Origin of the sequence: Azohydromonas sediminis (assembly GCF_003574675.1) — a bacterium.
Classification (GTDB): Bacteria; Pseudomonadota; Gammaproteobacteria; order Burkholderiales; family Burkholderiaceae_C; genus Calidifontimicrobium; species Calidifontimicrobium sediminis.
The window spans coordinates 48,943-63,159 of the sequence record NZ_QOAZ01000004.1; the positions used below are offsets into that span (position 1 = coordinate 48,943).

14 protein-coding genes and 1 tRNA gene are annotated in these 14,217 nt (G+C 73.5%); 9 read left to right on the forward strand and 6 right to left on the reverse strand.

The annotated features are described in order from the left end of the window. Nucleotides 1-21: 21 nt before the first annotated feature. From DRV96_RS03710 to DRV96_RS03725, 4 genes are read right to left on the reverse strand one after another with little or no spacing between them, the layout of a single operon-like run. A complete protein-coding gene (locus DRV96_RS03710; RefSeq protein WP_119287907.1) occupies nucleotides 22-1,353 on the reverse strand; it encodes an SLC13 family permease in 1,332 nt (443 codons plus the stop codon). Then, a complete protein-coding gene (locus DRV96_RS03715) occupies nucleotides 1,350-2,243 on the reverse strand; it encodes a universal stress protein (RefSeq protein WP_119287909.1) in 894 nt (297 codons plus the stop codon). The genes DRV96_RS03710 and DRV96_RS03715 overlap by 4 nt, the downstream gene beginning before the upstream one ends. Beyond that, the gene (locus DRV96_RS03720) at nucleotides 2,240-3,916 is read right to left on the reverse strand and encodes a cation:proton antiporter (protein ID WP_119287910.1); all 1,677 of its coding nucleotides are present in this window, start codon (nucleotides 3,914-3,916) and stop codon (nucleotides 2,240-2,242) included. The genes DRV96_RS03715 and DRV96_RS03720 overlap by 4 nt, the downstream gene beginning before the upstream one ends. Nucleotides 3,917-3,962: 46 nt before the next feature. After that, nucleotides 3,963-4,673, reverse strand: coding sequence for a VC0807 family protein (locus DRV96_RS03725; RefSeq protein ID WP_119287911.1), 711 nt, complete (start codon nucleotides 4,671-4,673; stop codon nucleotides 3,963-3,965). Between the two features lie 126 nt (nucleotides 4,674-4,799). Here DRV96_RS03725 and DRV96_RS03730 point away from each other — a divergent pair, with 126 nt between their 5' ends. The 3 genes from DRV96_RS03730 (at nucleotide 4,800) to DRV96_RS03740 (ending at nucleotide 7,977) form a co-directional block, all read left to right on the forward strand. After that, nucleotides 4,800-6,512, forward strand: coding sequence for an ATP-dependent DNA ligase (locus tag DRV96_RS03730; protein WP_119287912.1), 1,713 nt, complete (start codon nucleotides 4,800-4,802; stop codon nucleotides 6,510-6,512). A gap of 75 nt (nucleotides 6,513-6,587) precedes the next feature. Then, on the forward strand, nucleotides 6,588-7,025 hold the full coding sequence (locus DRV96_RS03735; RefSeq protein WP_119287913.1) for a c-type cytochrome: 438 nt from the start codon (nucleotides 6,588-6,590) through the stop codon (nucleotides 7,023-7,025). A 106-nt stretch (nucleotides 7,026-7,131) separates the two neighbouring features. Further along, on the forward strand, nucleotides 7,132-7,977 hold the full coding sequence (locus tag DRV96_RS03740; protein WP_119287916.1) for an MTAP family purine nucleoside phosphorylase: 846 nt from the start codon (nucleotides 7,132-7,134) through the stop codon (nucleotides 7,975-7,977). 12 nt (nucleotides 7,978-7,989) lie between these two features. Here DRV96_RS03740 and DRV96_RS03745 read toward each other — a convergent pair whose 3' ends face one another. Further along, nucleotides 7,990-8,649, reverse strand: coding sequence for a Smr/MutS family protein (locus DRV96_RS03745; protein ID WP_119287919.1), 660 nt, complete (start codon nucleotides 8,647-8,649; stop codon nucleotides 7,990-7,992). Nucleotides 8,650-8,693: 44 nt separating this feature from the next. Then, nucleotides 8,694-9,368 carry a RadC family protein gene (gene radC, locus DRV96_RS03750; protein ID WP_162910933.1) on the reverse strand — a complete coding sequence of 225 codons (675 nt, stop codon included), beginning with the start codon at nucleotides 9,366-9,368 and terminating at the stop codon, nucleotides 8,694-8,696. A gap of 47 nt (nucleotides 9,369-9,415) precedes the next feature. Here radC and DRV96_RS03755 point away from each other — a divergent pair, with 47 nt between their 5' ends. The 6 genes from DRV96_RS03755 to DRV96_RS03780 all read left to right on the forward strand — a co-directional run bounded on the left by DRV96_RS03755 (nucleotide 9,416) and on the right by DRV96_RS03780 (nucleotide 14,216). Then, a complete protein-coding gene (locus DRV96_RS03755; RefSeq protein WP_119287922.1) occupies nucleotides 9,416-9,889 on the forward strand; it encodes an FKBP-type peptidyl-prolyl cis-trans isomerase in 474 nt (157 codons plus the stop codon). Further along, the gene (gene ispH / locus DRV96_RS03760) at nucleotides 9,889-10,869 is read left to right on the forward strand and encodes a 4-hydroxy-3-methylbut-2-enyl diphosphate reductase (RefSeq protein ID WP_119287924.1); all 981 of its coding nucleotides are present in this window, start codon (nucleotides 9,889-9,891) and stop codon (nucleotides 10,867-10,869) included. The genes DRV96_RS03755 and ispH overlap by 1 nt, the downstream gene beginning before the upstream one ends. Before the next feature lie 82 nt (nucleotides 10,870-10,951). Beyond that, the gene (gene serS, locus DRV96_RS03765; protein ID WP_119287926.1) at nucleotides 10,952-12,256 is read left to right on the forward strand and encodes a serine--tRNA ligase; all 1,305 of its coding nucleotides are present in this window, start codon (nucleotides 10,952-10,954) and stop codon (nucleotides 12,254-12,256) included. Continuing rightward, nucleotides 12,253-13,065 (forward strand): 2-keto-4-pentenoate hydratase, encoded by an 813-nt coding sequence (locus tag DRV96_RS03770; RefSeq protein WP_119287928.1) that lies wholly within the window; start codon nucleotides 12,253-12,255, stop codon nucleotides 13,063-13,065. Before serS ends, DRV96_RS03770 begins: the two co-directional genes overlap by 4 nt. 51 nt (nucleotides 13,066-13,116) lie before the next feature. Then, a tRNA-Ser gene (locus DRV96_RS03775) sits at nucleotides 13,117-13,207 on the forward strand. Nucleotides 13,208-13,286: 79 nt separating this feature from the next. Beyond that, nucleotides 13,287-14,216 (forward strand): hypothetical protein, encoded by a 930-nt coding sequence (locus DRV96_RS03780; RefSeq protein ID WP_162910934.1) that lies wholly within the window; start codon nucleotides 13,287-13,289, stop codon nucleotides 14,214-14,216. Nucleotide 14,217 lies beyond the last annotated feature (1 nt).

A 14,217-nucleotide genomic window follows, 5' to 3' on the forward strand; every position in this document is an offset into this window, starting at 1 on the left:
GCGCCGTGGCGTGCCGCCGCGTCAAGCCAGCGCGCTGGCGACGGCGACGATGACGGCGATGCACACGAGGTTGAGCACCAGCCCGCAGCGCATCATCGCATCGGCCGGCACGGCGCCGGTGCCATAGACGATCGCGTTCGGCGGCGTGGCCACCGGCAGCATGAACGCGCACGACGCGCCGACCGCGATCGCGGCGGCCAGCAGCGCCGGCGGCAGGCCCAGCGCGGCCGCGACGCCGAGGAAGATCGGCACCAGCAGCGCCGCGCTCGCGGTGTTGCTGACCAGCTCGGTCAGGAACACGACGAACGCGACGACACCTGCCAGCAGCAGCCACGTTGGGGCGCCGTGCAGCAGCGCGACGAGCCCGTCGGCGAGGAAGCGGCTCGCGCCGCTGCTGCCCATCACGTGGCTCAGCGCCAGCCCGCCGCCGAACAGCAGCAGCACACCCCACTCGGTGCGCCGCTCGATATCGGGCCAGGTCAGCACACCGCCGGCCACCAGCGCGACGACGGCGGCGATCGCGACGACGCTGTCGACGTCGCCGCCGATGCCGAGCGCGCGCCCGAGCGGCGCGCCGGCGACCCAGCCGGTGGCGGTCAGCGCGAAGATCGCCACCGCGGCGCGCCGCTCGCGCGTCCACGCGAGCGGCTCGGCGGCAGGGGCGTCGAAGCGCCCGCCGAGCTGCGGGCGCAGCAGCAGCCACAGCACGCCGATCATCAGCGGCCACAGCAGCGCGACCATCGGCAGCCCGATGCGCAGCCAGCCGGCGAAGTCGATGCCCGCCTGCGCGGCGGCGATCGCGTTCGGCGGGCTGCCCACCAGCGTGCCGATGCCGCCGATGCTCGCGCTGTAGGCCAGACCCAGCAGCACGAAGGCCTTCTCGCGCGCGCCGACGCGCTCGTCGCCTTGCAGCAGGCCGAGCGCGAGCGGCAGCATCATCGCCGCGGTCGCGGTGTTGCTGCTCCACATCGACAGCGCTGCGGTGAGCGCGAACAGCAGCAGCACGGCGTGTGCGCGCCGCCCGCGGGCCAGCCGCAGCATGCCGGCGGCCAGCGCGCGGTCGAGCGCGTGGCGCTGCAGCGCGGCGGCGAGCGCGAAGCCGCCGAGGAACAGGAAGATGATCGGGTTCGCGAACGACGCGAGCGCGTCGCGCACGCTCAGCAGCCCGGCGAGCACCGCGAGCAGCGGCACCAGCAGCGCGGTGGCGCTCAGGTGCAGCGCCTGCGTCATCCACAGGCCGCCGATCAGCACGAACAGCGCCAGGCCGGCGCGCGTCGCGTCGGGGGCCGTCGTCAGCGCGTGGACGAGGGCGGCGAGCGCGACGCAGGCCAGTGCGCGCAGCGTCGCACTCATGCGGCGCGGGCGGTCGACACCAGCACGTCGGCGCTGCCCTCGGCGAGCACGTGCTTGGTCACGCTGCCCAGCAGCAGGTCCTCGGCCGCCGACTGGCCGTGCTTGCCGAGCACGACGAGGTCGGCGTCGAGCTCCTGCTCCTGCTCGACGATGCGCTGCGATGCGTCGCCTTCGACGACGACGGCGTCGTAGTCGCCGGGCTTCAGCCCCGCCGACTGCGCCGCGGCGTGCAGCTTCTGCGTCGCGGCGGCGCGCGACTGCTGGCGATAGCGCTCGATCGTCGCCGCGTCGACGCCGGCGAAGTGCAGCTTCTCCTCAAACGGCACCTGGAACGCGGTCAGCAGCACCAGCCGCGCGTGCGGCGCGACGCGCCGCGCCAGTGGCAGCGAACCCGCCGACCACGGCGAGAAGTCGAGCGCGACGAGCACGCGCCGGTACGGCTCGTGCGGCGTGTGACGCACGACGAGCAGCGGGCGCGTCGTGCGGCGCAGCAGCCGCTCGGCCGTCGTGCCGAGCACGAGCCTGCGCAAGAAGCCGGCACCGCGTGCGCCGAGCACGAGCAGGTCGGCGTCGAGGGCGTCGGCCTGGCGGCCGATCTCGTCGAGCACGGCGCCGGTGGCCAGGTGCACCTGCACCGCAACGCGCCGTGCGGCGCCGAGTTCGTCGGCGAGGCGTTGCAGCTGCTCGCGTGCCTGCGCGAGCAGCTGCTGCGGCGCCTGCGGCTGTGCGCCGAGCCACTGGCGCAGCTCCTCGAGCGGTTGCGCGGGCAGCGTGTGCATCAGCGTCAGCGCGGCACCGGTCTCGTGCGCCAGCCGCGCGGCGCGGTCGGCGGCGTGGCGTGCCGGCGCCGAGAAGTCGGTCGCGGCGAGGATGGCCTTCATCGTGCTCATGCCGGTTGCTCCTGCGGACGGATCTCCGCGGCCAGGGTCTGCGCGGCGCGGTCGGCCGCGTCTTCGAACGGATTGAGCACGCGGTCGATGCCGGCGCGCGCCAGCGCGAGCGCGTGCGCGTGGTCGCGCACCGCGCCGGCGATGTGGCCGCGGTAGCCGGCCGTCTTCAGCGCGTGCAGTAGCGCGCGGTTGCTCTCCCACTGCGGGAACGTCGTGACGACCCAGCGCGCCTGCGCGAGCGGCAGCGACTCGAGGAAGTCGGGGTCCTCGCCGTCGCCGAAGCGCACCGGCAGGTGGCGGCGGCGCAGCTCGCGCACGGCCTCGGGGTCGAAGTCGACGCCGATCGCCTCGACGCCGGCGTCGCGCAGCTGCGCGAGCAGCCGGCTGCCGTAGCGCCCGAGGCCGAACACGATGGCTTCCACCGGCCGCTCGGGCCGCGGCTGGCGCTCCACCGCGAGCTCGCGGAACGGCCGCCGGCGCTCGAAGAGCCCCAGCCAAGGCGCGAGCTTCTCGTACAGCGGCTGCGAGTACAGGATCATGTAGGTCGACACCGTGATCGTCACGAGACCGACCAGCGTCGTCAGCCCGAGCGCCTCGACGCCGACGTGGCCGAGCGTGATGCCCATCGCGACGAACACGATCGAGAACTCGCTGATCTGCGCCACTGTCAGCCCGGCGAGGAAGCCGGTGCGCTTGCGGTAGCCCATGTAGCCCATGATCGCCATCACGATCAGCGGGTTGCCGATCAGCACGAACAGCGACAGCACGACGGCCGGCCCCACCTCGGCGCCGAGCGTCGAGAGCTCGAGCTTGGCGCCGAGGTCGATGAAGAAGAACAGCAGCAGGAAGTCGCGCACGCCCGTCAGGCGCGCGTTCATCGCCTCGCGGTACGGCGTCGAGGCGAGCGAGAACCCGGCGAGGAAGGCACCCGCCTCCTTGCTGAAGCCGGCCCACTCGCCGAGCGCGGCCAGCGCGACGCCCCACGCGACGGCGAACACGAGCAGCAGCTCCTGCGAGCGCGCCATCGCCGAGACGACGACGGGCAGCACGTGGCGCATCAGCCCGAACATCAGCGCCGCCGCGGCGGCCAGGCGCCAGCCGAGCGACAGCAGCACGTCGAGCCACGCAGCCGGGTCGCCCTCGGTGCCGCCGGCACCACCGGCACCACGCAGGGTGCTCATCGTCATCATCGCGATCACGACGGCCAGGTCCTGCACGATCAGGAAGCCCACCGCGATGCGCCCGTGCAGGCTGTCGAGCTCGCGCTTGTCGCTCAGCAGCTTGACGATGATGATCGTGCTCGAGAACGTCAGCGCGACCGCGACGTACAGTGCCTCCATCACGCCCTTGCCGAGCGCGAGGATCAGCAGGAAGCCGAACGCGATCGTGAAGCCGAGCTGACCGAGCCCGGTGGCCAGCGCGACCGGACCGATGTGGCGGATGTGGTGCAGGTCGAGCTTGAGGCCGACGACGAATAGCAGCACCGCCACACCGATCTGCGCCAGCAGGTCGATCTGGTCGTGCGCGCCGACCAGCCCGAGCACCGACGGCCCCGCGACGATGCCGACCACGATGTAGGCGATCAGCACCGGCTGCTTCAGGCGCACGAACACCGCACCGGCGAGCGCGCAGATCAGCAGCAGCAGGGCGAACTCGCCGAACGGTCCCTCCATGAACCGCATGGTATCGGCGGCCCGCCAGGCCGCCGCCCAAGCCCCGTCACTTCGCTGCGGGATCGCCGGGGTGGTGCAGCATCTCCATCAGCGTCAGCCCGGTGAGCTGCTTGACGCCGTGCGCGAGGTAGTAGACGACGCCCAGCGTCATCGCCATCGACGGCAGCGCGATCATCGGATAGCTCATCAGCGTGAGGCGCCCGAGCTCCTCGTTGAACGCCTCGGTGCCGGCGGGGCTGGTGACGATCCAGCGCGCGAGCAGGTAGTTCATCGCCGCCGAGAAGAAGAAGGTGCCGGCCAGCAGCAGCGTGCCGTTGCGCAGCCGCGCCTCGAACGCGTCGACGTTGCCCCGCGCGGCGAGGTGCGCGTCGACCTTGTCAACGTCGAGCACCTGGGGGTTGTAGACCAGCATGCGGATCAGCGGCCAGCGCGTGCGCGCCGAGATCAGCACCGCCAGCCCGATCAGCCCCGGCACCGCGGCCTCCTTGACGGCGAGCCACTGCGGGTCGAGCTTGAGCAGCCCGATGCCGCCGGTCAGCAGCGTGCTGATCACGCCGAGCACCGCGATGAAGCTCAGCTTGTGCAGGCGCACGAGCCCGTACAGTCCCCAGCCGAACGGGAACGCCAGCGCGACGAGCAGCGCCGTCGTCGTGCCGAGGTGCTGGTCGCCGCTGAACTTCATCAGGATCACGGCGGGCACGACGATCGCGACGACGACCTCGAGCAGCGGGTTGCCGTTGTCGCGCCGGCGCGGCATGCCGGGCGATGCGGGCGTCGAAGCGGGGGTGGGGGGCGGCGGCGAGGTCATGGCCGCGAGCTTAGCGCGCCGGGCGCGACGCCCGCCCGGCGCCGGTGGCCACAATGCCGCGGTTCTTCCGCCCCGATGCGCGACTTCGCCGACCTCTACGCCGAACTCGACGCGAGCACGTCCACGGCCGACAAGCTCGCGGCGCTGCAGCGCCATTTCGAGCGCGCCGCGCCCGCCGACGCGGCGTGGGCGGCGTACTTCCTCGCCGGCGGCAAGCCGCGGCAGACGGTGCCCACCGCGCTGCTGCGCGCCACCGCGGTGCGCGAGGCCGGCATTGCCGACTGGCTGTTCGAGGAGTGCTACCAGGCGGTGGGCGACCTCGCCGAGACGATCGCGCTCGTGCTGCCGCCACCGGTGGCCGCGAGTTCGCTCGGGCTCGCGCAGTGGGTCGAGCAGCGGCTGCTGCCGCTGCGCGGCCAGCCCGCCGAGGTGCAGGCCGAGGCGCTCGCACGGTGGTGGCGCGAGCTCGACACGCGTCAGCGCTTCCTGCTCGTCAAGCTGATCGGCGGCGGATTGCGGGTCGGCGTCAGCAGGCTGCTGGTGCAGCGCGCGCTGGCGGCGGTGGCCGGCATCGACGCCAAGCTCGTCGCGCAACGCATGATGGGCTACACCGACGCGCGCGCCACGCCGACCGCCGCGCGCTACCTCGCGCTGATCGCGCGCGGCGACGCGGCGCCCACCGAGCCCGGGCAGCCGTACCCGTTCTTCCTCGCGCATGCGCTCGACCCCGCCGTGGCCGGCGACGTCGCCGCGCTGGCCGACGCGCTCGGGCCGCGCGGCGACTGGCTCGCCGAGTGGAAGTACGACGGCATCCGCGCGCAGCTCGTGCGTCGCGCCGGCGGCGTGTGGATCTGGTCGCGTGGCGAGGAGCTGGTGACCGAGCGCTTCCCCGAGGTCGTCGCGCTGGCGAGTGCGCTGCCCGACGGCACCGTGCTCGACGGCGAGATCGTCGCGTGGCGCGACGGCGCGCCGGCGCCTTTCGCGCTGCTGCAACAGCGCATCGGGCGCAAGACGCTGACGAAGACCGTGCTCGCGCAGGCGCCGGTGCACTTCGTCGCCTACGACCTGCTCGAGTCCGACGGCATCGACCGCCGCGGCGAGCCGCAGCACGCGCGCCGCGCGCGGCTCGAGGCGACCTGCGCCGCGGCCGGCGTGAGCGTCTCGCCGCTGCTCGACGCCGACGGCTGGCCGGCGCTGGCCGCGCTGCGGGCGCGCTCGCGCGAGCACGGCGTCGAGGGGCTGATGCTCAAGCGCCGCGACAGCGGCTACGGCAGCGGGCGCACGAAGGCCGAGGGGCTGTGGTGGAAGTGGAAGGTCGGGCCGATGACGGCCGACGCAGTGCTCGTCTACGCGCAGCGCGGCCATGGGCGGCGCGCCGGCGTCTACACCGACTACACGTTCGCGGTGTGGAGTCGTGCGCCGCGCGACGCCGCCGAGGCGCAGGCGGTGGTCGACGCGATCGCGCAGCGCCGGACGCCGGCCGACGGCGCGCTGCAGCTGGTGCCGTGCGCGAAGGCGTATTCGGGCCTGAGCGACGCCGAGTTCGCCGAGGTCGACCGCGTGATCCGTGCGACGACGATCGACAAGTTCGGCCCGGTGCGCAGCGTCGTGCCGAGCCTCGTGTTCGAGCTCGGCTTCGAGGGCATCCAGCGCAGCCCCCGCCACAGGAGCGGCATCGCGCTGAGGTTCCCGCGCATGTTGCGCATCCGCCGCGACAAGCCGCTGCACGAGGCCGACACGCTGCAGTCGCTCGAGGCGCTACTGGCGGGCGGCTTCGCGTCGCGTTGACGGTCGTCAAAGCCGCACGCCGCGCGTCGATCATCATCGGCACAGCCCACGACGGGCGGCGACAAGGAGGCAGCGATGAAGACGGTTCTCTCGACGGCGGCGATCGGCGCCGTGCTGGCCGGGTGGGTGGCGGGCGCGTCGGCACAGCAGGCGCAGCCCTACGTGCACGACCTGGGCAAGCTCGAGTACGAGTCGAGCTGCGCCAGCTGCCACGGCCTGTCGGGCAAGGGCGACGGCTCGCTGCGCAACTACCTGACGAAGCCGCCGAGCGACCTGACGACGCTGGCCAAGCGCAACGGCGGCGCGTTCCCGACGCAGCTGGTGTGGGAGATGATCGACGGGCGCTCGTCGACCGACGTGTTCTGGCACGGCTCGCGCGAGATGCCGGTGTGGGGGCTGCGCTACCGCGTCGATGCGATGAAGGATCCGGCCACGATGGGACAGCCCGAGTGGTACGTGCGCGGGCGCATCGTCGCGCTGCTCGACTACCTCGCGCGCATCCAGCAGAAGTAGCGCTGCCGGCGTCGCAACCAGGGGCCTCGCCGCGGACGGGCAGCGTGACCATGCTGCCGCGCCACGTTCGCGTACGATCGTCGCGCACGTTGACGAGGAGTCCCCCATGCTGGCCATCATCGGCGGCACCGGCCTGTACGACCTGCCGGGCATGACGATCGACGAGAACCTCGACGCGCCGACGCCGTTCGGCGAGCCGTCGGGGGTCGTGCAGCGCGGGCGGCTGCACGGCGTGCCGCTGCTGTTCCTCGCGCGCCACGGCAAGGGCCACCGGCTGCTGCCGCACGAGGTCAACTACCGCGCGAACGTGTTCGCGCTCAAGCGCGCCGGCGCGACGCAGATCCTCGGCTTCTCGGCGGTGGGCAGCCTCGCGCAGCACATCGAGCCGGGGCACTTCGCGATGCCCGAGCAGTACTTCGACTGGACGCGCGGCACGCGCGAGCGCAGCTTCTTCGGCGGCGGCGTCGCCGCGCACGTGTCGACCGCGCACCCGGTCAGCGCGCGGCTCGTCGACGCGGTGTCGGCCGCCGCGCAGCGGCTGGGCCTGCCGCTGCACCGCGGCGTGACCTACGCCTGCGTCGAGGGCCCGCGCCTGGGCACGAAGGCCGAGAGCCTGTTCCTGCGCCAGGCCGGCTGCCACCTCGTCGGCATGACCAACGTGCCCGAGGTGTTCCTCGCGCGCGAGGCGCAGATGGGCTACGCGACGGTGGGTATCGTGACCGACTACGACTGCTGGCTCGACGACCCGAACCAGCACGCGTCGGTGGCGGCGATCATGGAGCGCTACGGTCGCGCGCTCGACGCCGCCAAGCGCCTGCTCGACGCGTTCGTCACCGCCGGCATCCCCGAGCCCGAGCCCGAGATCCGCACCGCGCTGGCGTCGTCGCTGCTGACGCCCGACCACGCGCTCACCGACGCGCAGCGCGCGTGGCTCGACGTGCTGCGGCGCTGACGCTGGCCGCGTTCAGTCGGCGCGCTGCGGTGCCGCGGCCGCGCCGGCCAGCAGCACGACCAGCGCGCCGTGACCGCCGTCGGCCGCGCGCGCCTGCACGAAGGCCAGCACGGCGTCCTTCTGCACCAGCCACGCGCGCACCTTGCCCTTGAGCACCGGCGCCTTGCCGGGTGAGCCGTGACCCTTGCCGTGCACGACGCGCACGCAGCGCAGCCCGCGCTGTGTCGCGTCGCGCAGGAAGGCGGCGAGCGCCTCGCGCGCCTCGTCGCGGCGCAGGCCGTGCAGGTCGATCTGCGCCTGGATCGCCCAGCGCCCGCGGCGCAGCTTGGCGAGCACGTCGGGCGCGATGTGCGGGCGGCGAAAGCTCAGCTCGCCGTCGGTGTCGAGCAGGCGTTCGACGTCGACCTCGTCGGACCACGCCTCGCGCAGCGCGGCCTGCTCGTCGCGTTCGCGCTGGCGCGGCAGCGGCGCCGGCCGCGGGCGGTCGATCTGTGCCAGACCGCGGTCGCGCAGCGGTTGCACCGGGCCGACGCTGCGCGCGAACAGCGAGCGCTCGCGCTCGGCCTGCGCCGCCGCCTCGCGCTCGCGCGCCGCACGCAGGTGCGCCTCGCGCCGCTGCTCGGCGAGCGCGGTCTTCAGCGCGGCGAGGTCGTGCAGGCGGCGTGCGGTCATGGCCCCGGGATTGTCCCCGGCCGCGGCAGGCCGTGCCGGCGCGGCTAGATCAGGCCGCGCTCGGCGAACGAGACGACGTCGGCGGCGCCGACGACCAAGTGGTCGAGCACGCGCACGTCGACCAGCGCGAGCGCGCCCTTGAGCGACTGCGTCAGGAACTCGTCGGCGCGCGACGGCTCGGCCACACCCGACGGGTGGTTGTGCGCGAGCACGACGGCACCGGCATTGAGCGCGAGCGCGCGCTTGACGACTTCGCGCGGGTAGACGCTGGTGTGTGACAGCGTGCCGCGGAACAGTTCCTCCATCGCCAGCAGCCGGTGCTGGTGGTCGAGGAACAGCACCGCGAACACCTCGTGCGGCAGGTGCGCCAGCTGCAGCCGCAGGTAGTCCTTGACGCGCTGCGGCGCGTCGAACACCGGGCGCTGCGCGAGCTCGGCCACCAGCGCGCGGCGCGCCAGCTCGAGCACGGCCGACAGCTCGGCGCGCTTGGCCGGCCCCAGGCCCTTGACGCGTGCGAGCTCGCGGCGGTCGGCGCGCAGCAGCCCGCCGACGCCGCCGAAGGTGGCGAGCAGCTGCTGTGCGAGCTGCAGCACGCCGGTGCCGGCGGTGCCGGTGCGCAGCAGCAGCGCGAGCAGCTCGGCATCGGCCAGCGCCGGTGCGCCGCGCGCGAGCAGCTTCTCGCGCGGGCGGGCGTCGGCGGGCAAGTCCTTGATCGACAAGGGGTGCGCTCCAGGCGGGCGGTGGGGTGGCTCCTAGAATCCACTGTATGCAGCCCGCCGCCGCGACCGCCCACACCATTCAGAGGGACTCGTTCCTGACGCTGCACTACCGGCTGCGCGGGCCCGACGGTGCCGACTTCGTCAGCACCTTCGGCGGCGCGCCGGCCACGCTGTCGCTGGGCCGCGGGCAGCTCGCGCCGGCGATGGAGCAGCGCCTGCTCGGCCTGCCCGAAGGCGCGCGCGCCGCGTTCGACCTCGCCCCGGGCGAGGCCTTCGGCGAGCGCAACCCGGCGCTGCTGCAGCGCGTCAAGCTCGCGCTGCTGCACGAGCTCGGCGACCCGGACGCGACCTACGCCGTCGGCGACGTCGTGCAGTTCCCCACGCCCGACGGCAGCGGCAGCTATGCCGGCGTCGTGCGCGAGGTCGGCCCGGCCGACGAGGGCTGGCTGCTGTTCGACTTCAACCACCCGCTCGCCGGCCAGCCGGTGCGGTTCGAGGTGCACGTGATCGGGGTGCTGTGATGGGCCCGTCCCGCGTCGAGGAAGTGCTGCTCGCCGAGCCGCGCGGCTTCTGCGCCGGCGTCGACCGCGCGATCGAGATCGTCGAGCGCGCGCTGGCGAAGTACGGCGCGCCGATCTACGTGCGCCATGAGATCGTGCACAACACCTACGTCGTCAACGACCTCAAGGCCAAGGGGGCGATCTTCGTCGAGGACCTGGGCGACGTGCCGCCGGGCGCGACGCTGGTGTTCTCGGCGCACGGCGTCAGCAAGGCCGTGCGTGCCGAGGCCGCCGCGCGCGGCTTCAACGTGTTCGACGCGACCTGCCCGCTGGTGACCAAGGTGCACGTCGAGCTCGCGAAGCTGGCCAAGGAGGGCTACGAATTCGTGATGATCGGCCACAAGGGGCACCCCGAGGTCGAGGGCACGATGGGCCAGCTCGCCGACGGCATCTACCTCGTCGAGGACGTCGACGACGTCGCGCGCGTGCAGCCCCGCGGCGACAAGCTCGCCGTGGTGACGCAGACGACGCTGTCGGTCGACGATGCGGCCGACATCCTCGCCGCCGTCAAGCGGCGCTTCCCGCACGTGCGCGAGCCCAAGCAGCAGGACATCTGCTACGCGACGCAGAACCGGCAGGACGCGGTCAAGCTGCTCGCGCCGCAGGTCGACGTCGTGGTCGTCGTCGGCAGCCCCACGAGCAGCAACAGCAACCGGCTGCGCGAGGTCGCCGAGCGCCGCGGCACGCCGGCGTACATGGTCGACTCGGCCGACGACTTGCAGGCCGCGTGGTTCGCCGGGCGTCCCCGCGTCGGCTTGACGGCTGGCGCGTCGGCGCCCGAGATCCTGGTGCAGCAGGTCATCGCGCGGCTGCGCGAGTTCGGTGCGGTCAGCGTGCGCACGATGGACGGCGTGCGCGAGACGGTGCGCTTCCCGCTGCCGATGGGGCTGGGCGACAAGAGCATGGCGCAGGTGCCGTCGACCCCGTCGTCGTCGTCCTGAGGCCACACGCGTGCCCGGCGGCGACGGCGCCTGCGGGCGCCGTCGCCGTTCATGGAAAATTCCTCGCCCACGAAGGACCGCCATGCTCGACATCAACCTGCTGCGCCGCGACCTGCCGTCCGTCGTCGCCCGCCTCGAGACGCGCAAGCGCCCGCAACCGTTCCTCGACGTCGAGCGCTTCACCGCGCTCGAGGCCGAGCGCAAGCGCCTGCAGACGCGCACCGAGGACCTGCAGGCCAGGCGCAATGCGCTGTCCAAGCAGATCGGCCAGCGCAAGGCCAAGGGCGAGGACACTGCGGCGCTGATGGCCGAGGTCGGCGGGCTCGGCGACGAGCTGAAGGCCTGCGCCGAGCGGCTCGATGCGCTGCAGGGCGAACTGCACGCGCTGCTGATGCAGCTGCCGAACCTGCCGCAACCCGGCGTGCCGGTGGGTGCCGACGAGACCGGTAACGTCGAGGTGCGGCGCTGGGGCACGCCGCGTGCGTTCGACTTCCCGGTGCGCGACCACGTCGACGTCGGTGCCCCGCTGGGGCTGGACTTCGACACCGCGGCCAGGCTCAGCGGTGCGCGCTTTTCGCTGCTGCGCGGGCCGGTGGCGCGGCTGCACCGCGCGCTCGCGCAGTTCATGCTCGACGTGCAGACCGCCGAGCACGGCTACACCGAGTGCTACACGCCGTACATCGTCAACCGCGAGGTGCTCGAGGGCACGGGGCAGCTGCCGAAGTTCCGCGACGACATGTTCAGGGTGCTGCGAGGCGGCAGCGACGACCAGCCCGAGCAGTACCTGATCAGCACCAGCGAGATCAGCCTGACCAACACGGTGCGCGAGCAGATCCTCGACGCCGCGCAGTTGCCGATCAGGCTCACCGCGCACAGCCCGTGCTTCCGCAGCGAAGCCGGCAGCGCCGGGCGCGACACGCGCGGGATGATCCGTCAGCACCAGTTCGACAAGGTCGAGATGGTGCAGATCACGAAGCCCGAGGACAGCGACGCCGCGCTCGAGCAGATGGTCGGCCACGCCGAGGCGATCCTCCAAAAGCTCGGGCTGCCGTACCGCGTCGTGCTGCTGTGCACCGGAGACATGGGCTTCGCGAGCGCGAAGACCTACGACCTCGAGGTGTGGCTGCCGGCGCAGCACACGTACCGCGAGATCAGCTCGTGCAGCAACTGCGAGGCGTTCCAGGCGCGCCGCATGCAGGCGCGCTTCCGCAACGCGCAGGGCAAGCCCGAGCTCGTGCACACGCTCAACGGCTCCGGGCTGGCGGTGGGCCGCGCGCTCGTCGCAGTGCTTGAGAACTACCAGCAGGCCGACGGCAGCGTCGTCGTGCCCGAGGCGCTGCGCCCCTACATGGGCGGGCTCGACGTGCTGCGCCCGCGAGCGGCGTGACGGCCGACGTCGCGGCACTGGCCGACGCCGTGCTGGCCGCGCGCGAGAGCGCGCGCCCGATGCCGCTGCCGAGTGCGCGCCAGCCGGGCCTGACGCTGCACGATGCCTATGCCGTGGCCGAGGCACTGCGGCGGCACCGCATCGCGCGCGGCGAGCGCGTGGTCGGCTGGAAGATCGGCTTCACGAACCGCACGATCTGGGACCGCTACGGCGTGCACGCGCCGATCTGGGGCCCGGTGTGGGACACGACGCTGACGCTGCTCGACGGCACCGCGGCGACGCTGCCGCTCGCCGGTCTCGTGCAGCCGCGGCTCGAGCCCGAGATCGTGTTTGGCTTTGCGCGCAGCCCCGAGCCGGGGATGGACGAGGCGGCGCTCGTCGGCTGCCTCGAGTGGGTCGCGCACGGCGTCGAGGTCGTGCACACGCATTGCGAAGGCTGGCGCTTCACCGCCGCCGACACCGTGGCCGACGGCGCGCTGCACGGGCGGCTTCTCGTCGGCCCGCGCGTGCCGGCGGCGGCGTGGCCGCGGCTGGCCGCGGACCTAGCCGCGACGACGATGACACTGGCCTGCGACGGCCGCGTCGTCGACCGCGGCGTCGGCGCGAACGTGCTGGGCGGCCCGCTCGCGGCGCTTGCGCTGTGGCTGGCCGCGATGGTGCGCGACACCCCCGACTGGCGCGTCGAGCCCGGCCACGTCGTGACCACCGGCACGCTGACCGACGCGTGGCCGCTCGCGCCCGGCCAGCGCTGGACGACCCAGCCCGGCGACGCGCGGCTGCCCGGCCTCGACCTCGCGATCGCGCCGTAGCGCTCGGCTAGAATCCGCGGCTTTCCCGCCGACCCCGGGATGCCGAATGCAGGAAAGGTGGCAGAGTGGTCGAATGCGCCGGACTCGAAATCCGGTATACGGGTCTCCCGTATCGAGGGTTCGAATCCCTCCCTTTCCGCCAGTCCCGTCGCAGCCACGAAGCCCGCACCCGCGGGCTTTGTCGCTTCTGGGGCGGGGGGCCCCGGCGGCACAATGCGCTGATGCGGTCTGTCGGTTTGTGGACCATTTTCGGCGCTGCCGTGCTGGTGATGGGCGGCTGCGCCTCGAGCCCGCCCGTCACGCTCGGCGGCGACGACCCGGCGCACTACGGCCACTGGCGCTGCGATGCGATGCACGACGAGGTCGACCGCGTGCAGCAGCGCGCCGTCGACCTCGCGCTGGCCGCCGACCTGCGCGCTGGCTACGGCGTCGTCGCGCTCGGCCAGGGCATCGAGGTCTTCTGGCCGGCGCTGCGCGCGATGCGTCCCGACGGCCCCGACGCCGTGGAACTCGCGCGGCTCGAGCGCCGGCACGCGGCACTGCACGAGGCGCTCGCGCAGCGCGGCTGCGGCCCGCTGCGGCATGCGACCGCGGCCCAGCTCGCGCCGATGCTGCCGCTCGCGCCGGGCGAGCGGCTCGTCTACGAGGAGCGCACCGCGGCGCGCCGCACGGCCGGCGAGCTGGCGCTGACGCTGGAGGTCGTGCGCCGCGGCCAGCTCGAGTTCAGTGCCTCCCTCGACGGCCGTGCGCTGCCGGGCGCGTGGGTGCAGGACCTGGCCGGCAACCTGCGCGGCACGCCGGCGCCCGCGCGCGGCGACGCAGCGCCGTGGGCGTACTGGACGCAGTTGCTCGAGCGATCGCCGCGGCTCGGCGACGTCGTCGCAGGCGAACTGCGCCACAGTGGCGGCGGCCGCGCGCGCGTGCGCGGCCAGGTCATCGCGCAGGGCGTGCACACCGGGTTCGGGCGGCCGTTCGACTTTGCGGCGATCGAGCTGTTCGGCGACGTGCTCGGCGCGCCGGCGGGCACGCGCGTCGACGGCGTCCTCGTCGTCGATCGCCGCAGCGGCGTGCTGCTGCGGCTCGAACTGCGCAGCACCGACCCCGGTTTCGACCTGCGGCGCACGCTGCTGCGCATCGAGGGCGGCGGCTGAG

Excerpts from the sequence above, each read along its gene's own strand:
- DRV96_RS03710 (WP_119287907.1), bottom strand. The coding sequence starts at position 1,353 with ATGAGTGCGACGCTGCGCGCACTGGCCTGCGTCGCGCTCGCCGCCCTC.
- DRV96_RS03715 (WP_119287909.1), bottom strand. The coding sequence starts at position 2,243 with ATGAGCACGATGAAGGCCATCCTCGCCGCGACCGACTTCTCGGCGCCG.
- DRV96_RS03720 (WP_119287910.1), bottom strand. The coding sequence starts at position 3,916 with ATGGAGGGACCGTTCGGCGAGTTCGCCCTGCTGCTGCTGATCTGCGCG.
- DRV96_RS03725 (WP_119287911.1), bottom strand. The coding sequence starts at position 4,673 with ATGCCGCGCCGGCGCGACAACGGCAACCCGCTGCTCGAGGTCGTCGTC.
- DRV96_RS03730 (WP_119287912.1), top strand. The coding sequence starts at position 4,800 with ATGCGCGACTTCGCCGACCTCTACGCCGAACTCGACGCGAGCACGTCC.
- DRV96_RS03735 (WP_119287913.1), top strand. The coding sequence starts at position 6,588 with ATGAAGACGGTTCTCTCGACGGCGGCGATCGGCGCCGTGCTGGCCGGG.
- DRV96_RS03740 (WP_119287916.1), top strand. The coding sequence starts at position 7,132 with ATGCTGGCCATCATCGGCGGCACCGGCCTGTACGACCTGCCGGGCATG.
- DRV96_RS03745 (WP_119287919.1), bottom strand. The coding sequence starts at position 8,649 with ATGACCGCACGCCGCCTGCACGACCTCGCCGCGCTGAAGACCGCGCTC.
- DRV96_RS03755 (WP_119287922.1), top strand. The coding sequence starts at position 9,416 with ATGCAGCCCGCCGCCGCGACCGCCCACACCATTCAGAGGGACTCGTTC.
- ispH (WP_119287924.1), top strand. The coding sequence starts at position 9,889 with ATGGGCCCGTCCCGCGTCGAGGAAGTGCTGCTCGCCGAGCCGCGCGGC.
- serS (WP_119287926.1), top strand. The coding sequence starts at position 10,952 with ATGCTCGACATCAACCTGCTGCGCCGCGACCTGCCGTCCGTCGTCGCC.
- DRV96_RS03780 (WP_162910934.1), top strand. The coding sequence starts at position 13,287 with ATGCGGTCTGTCGGTTTGTGGACCATTTTCGGCGCTGCCGTGCTGGTG.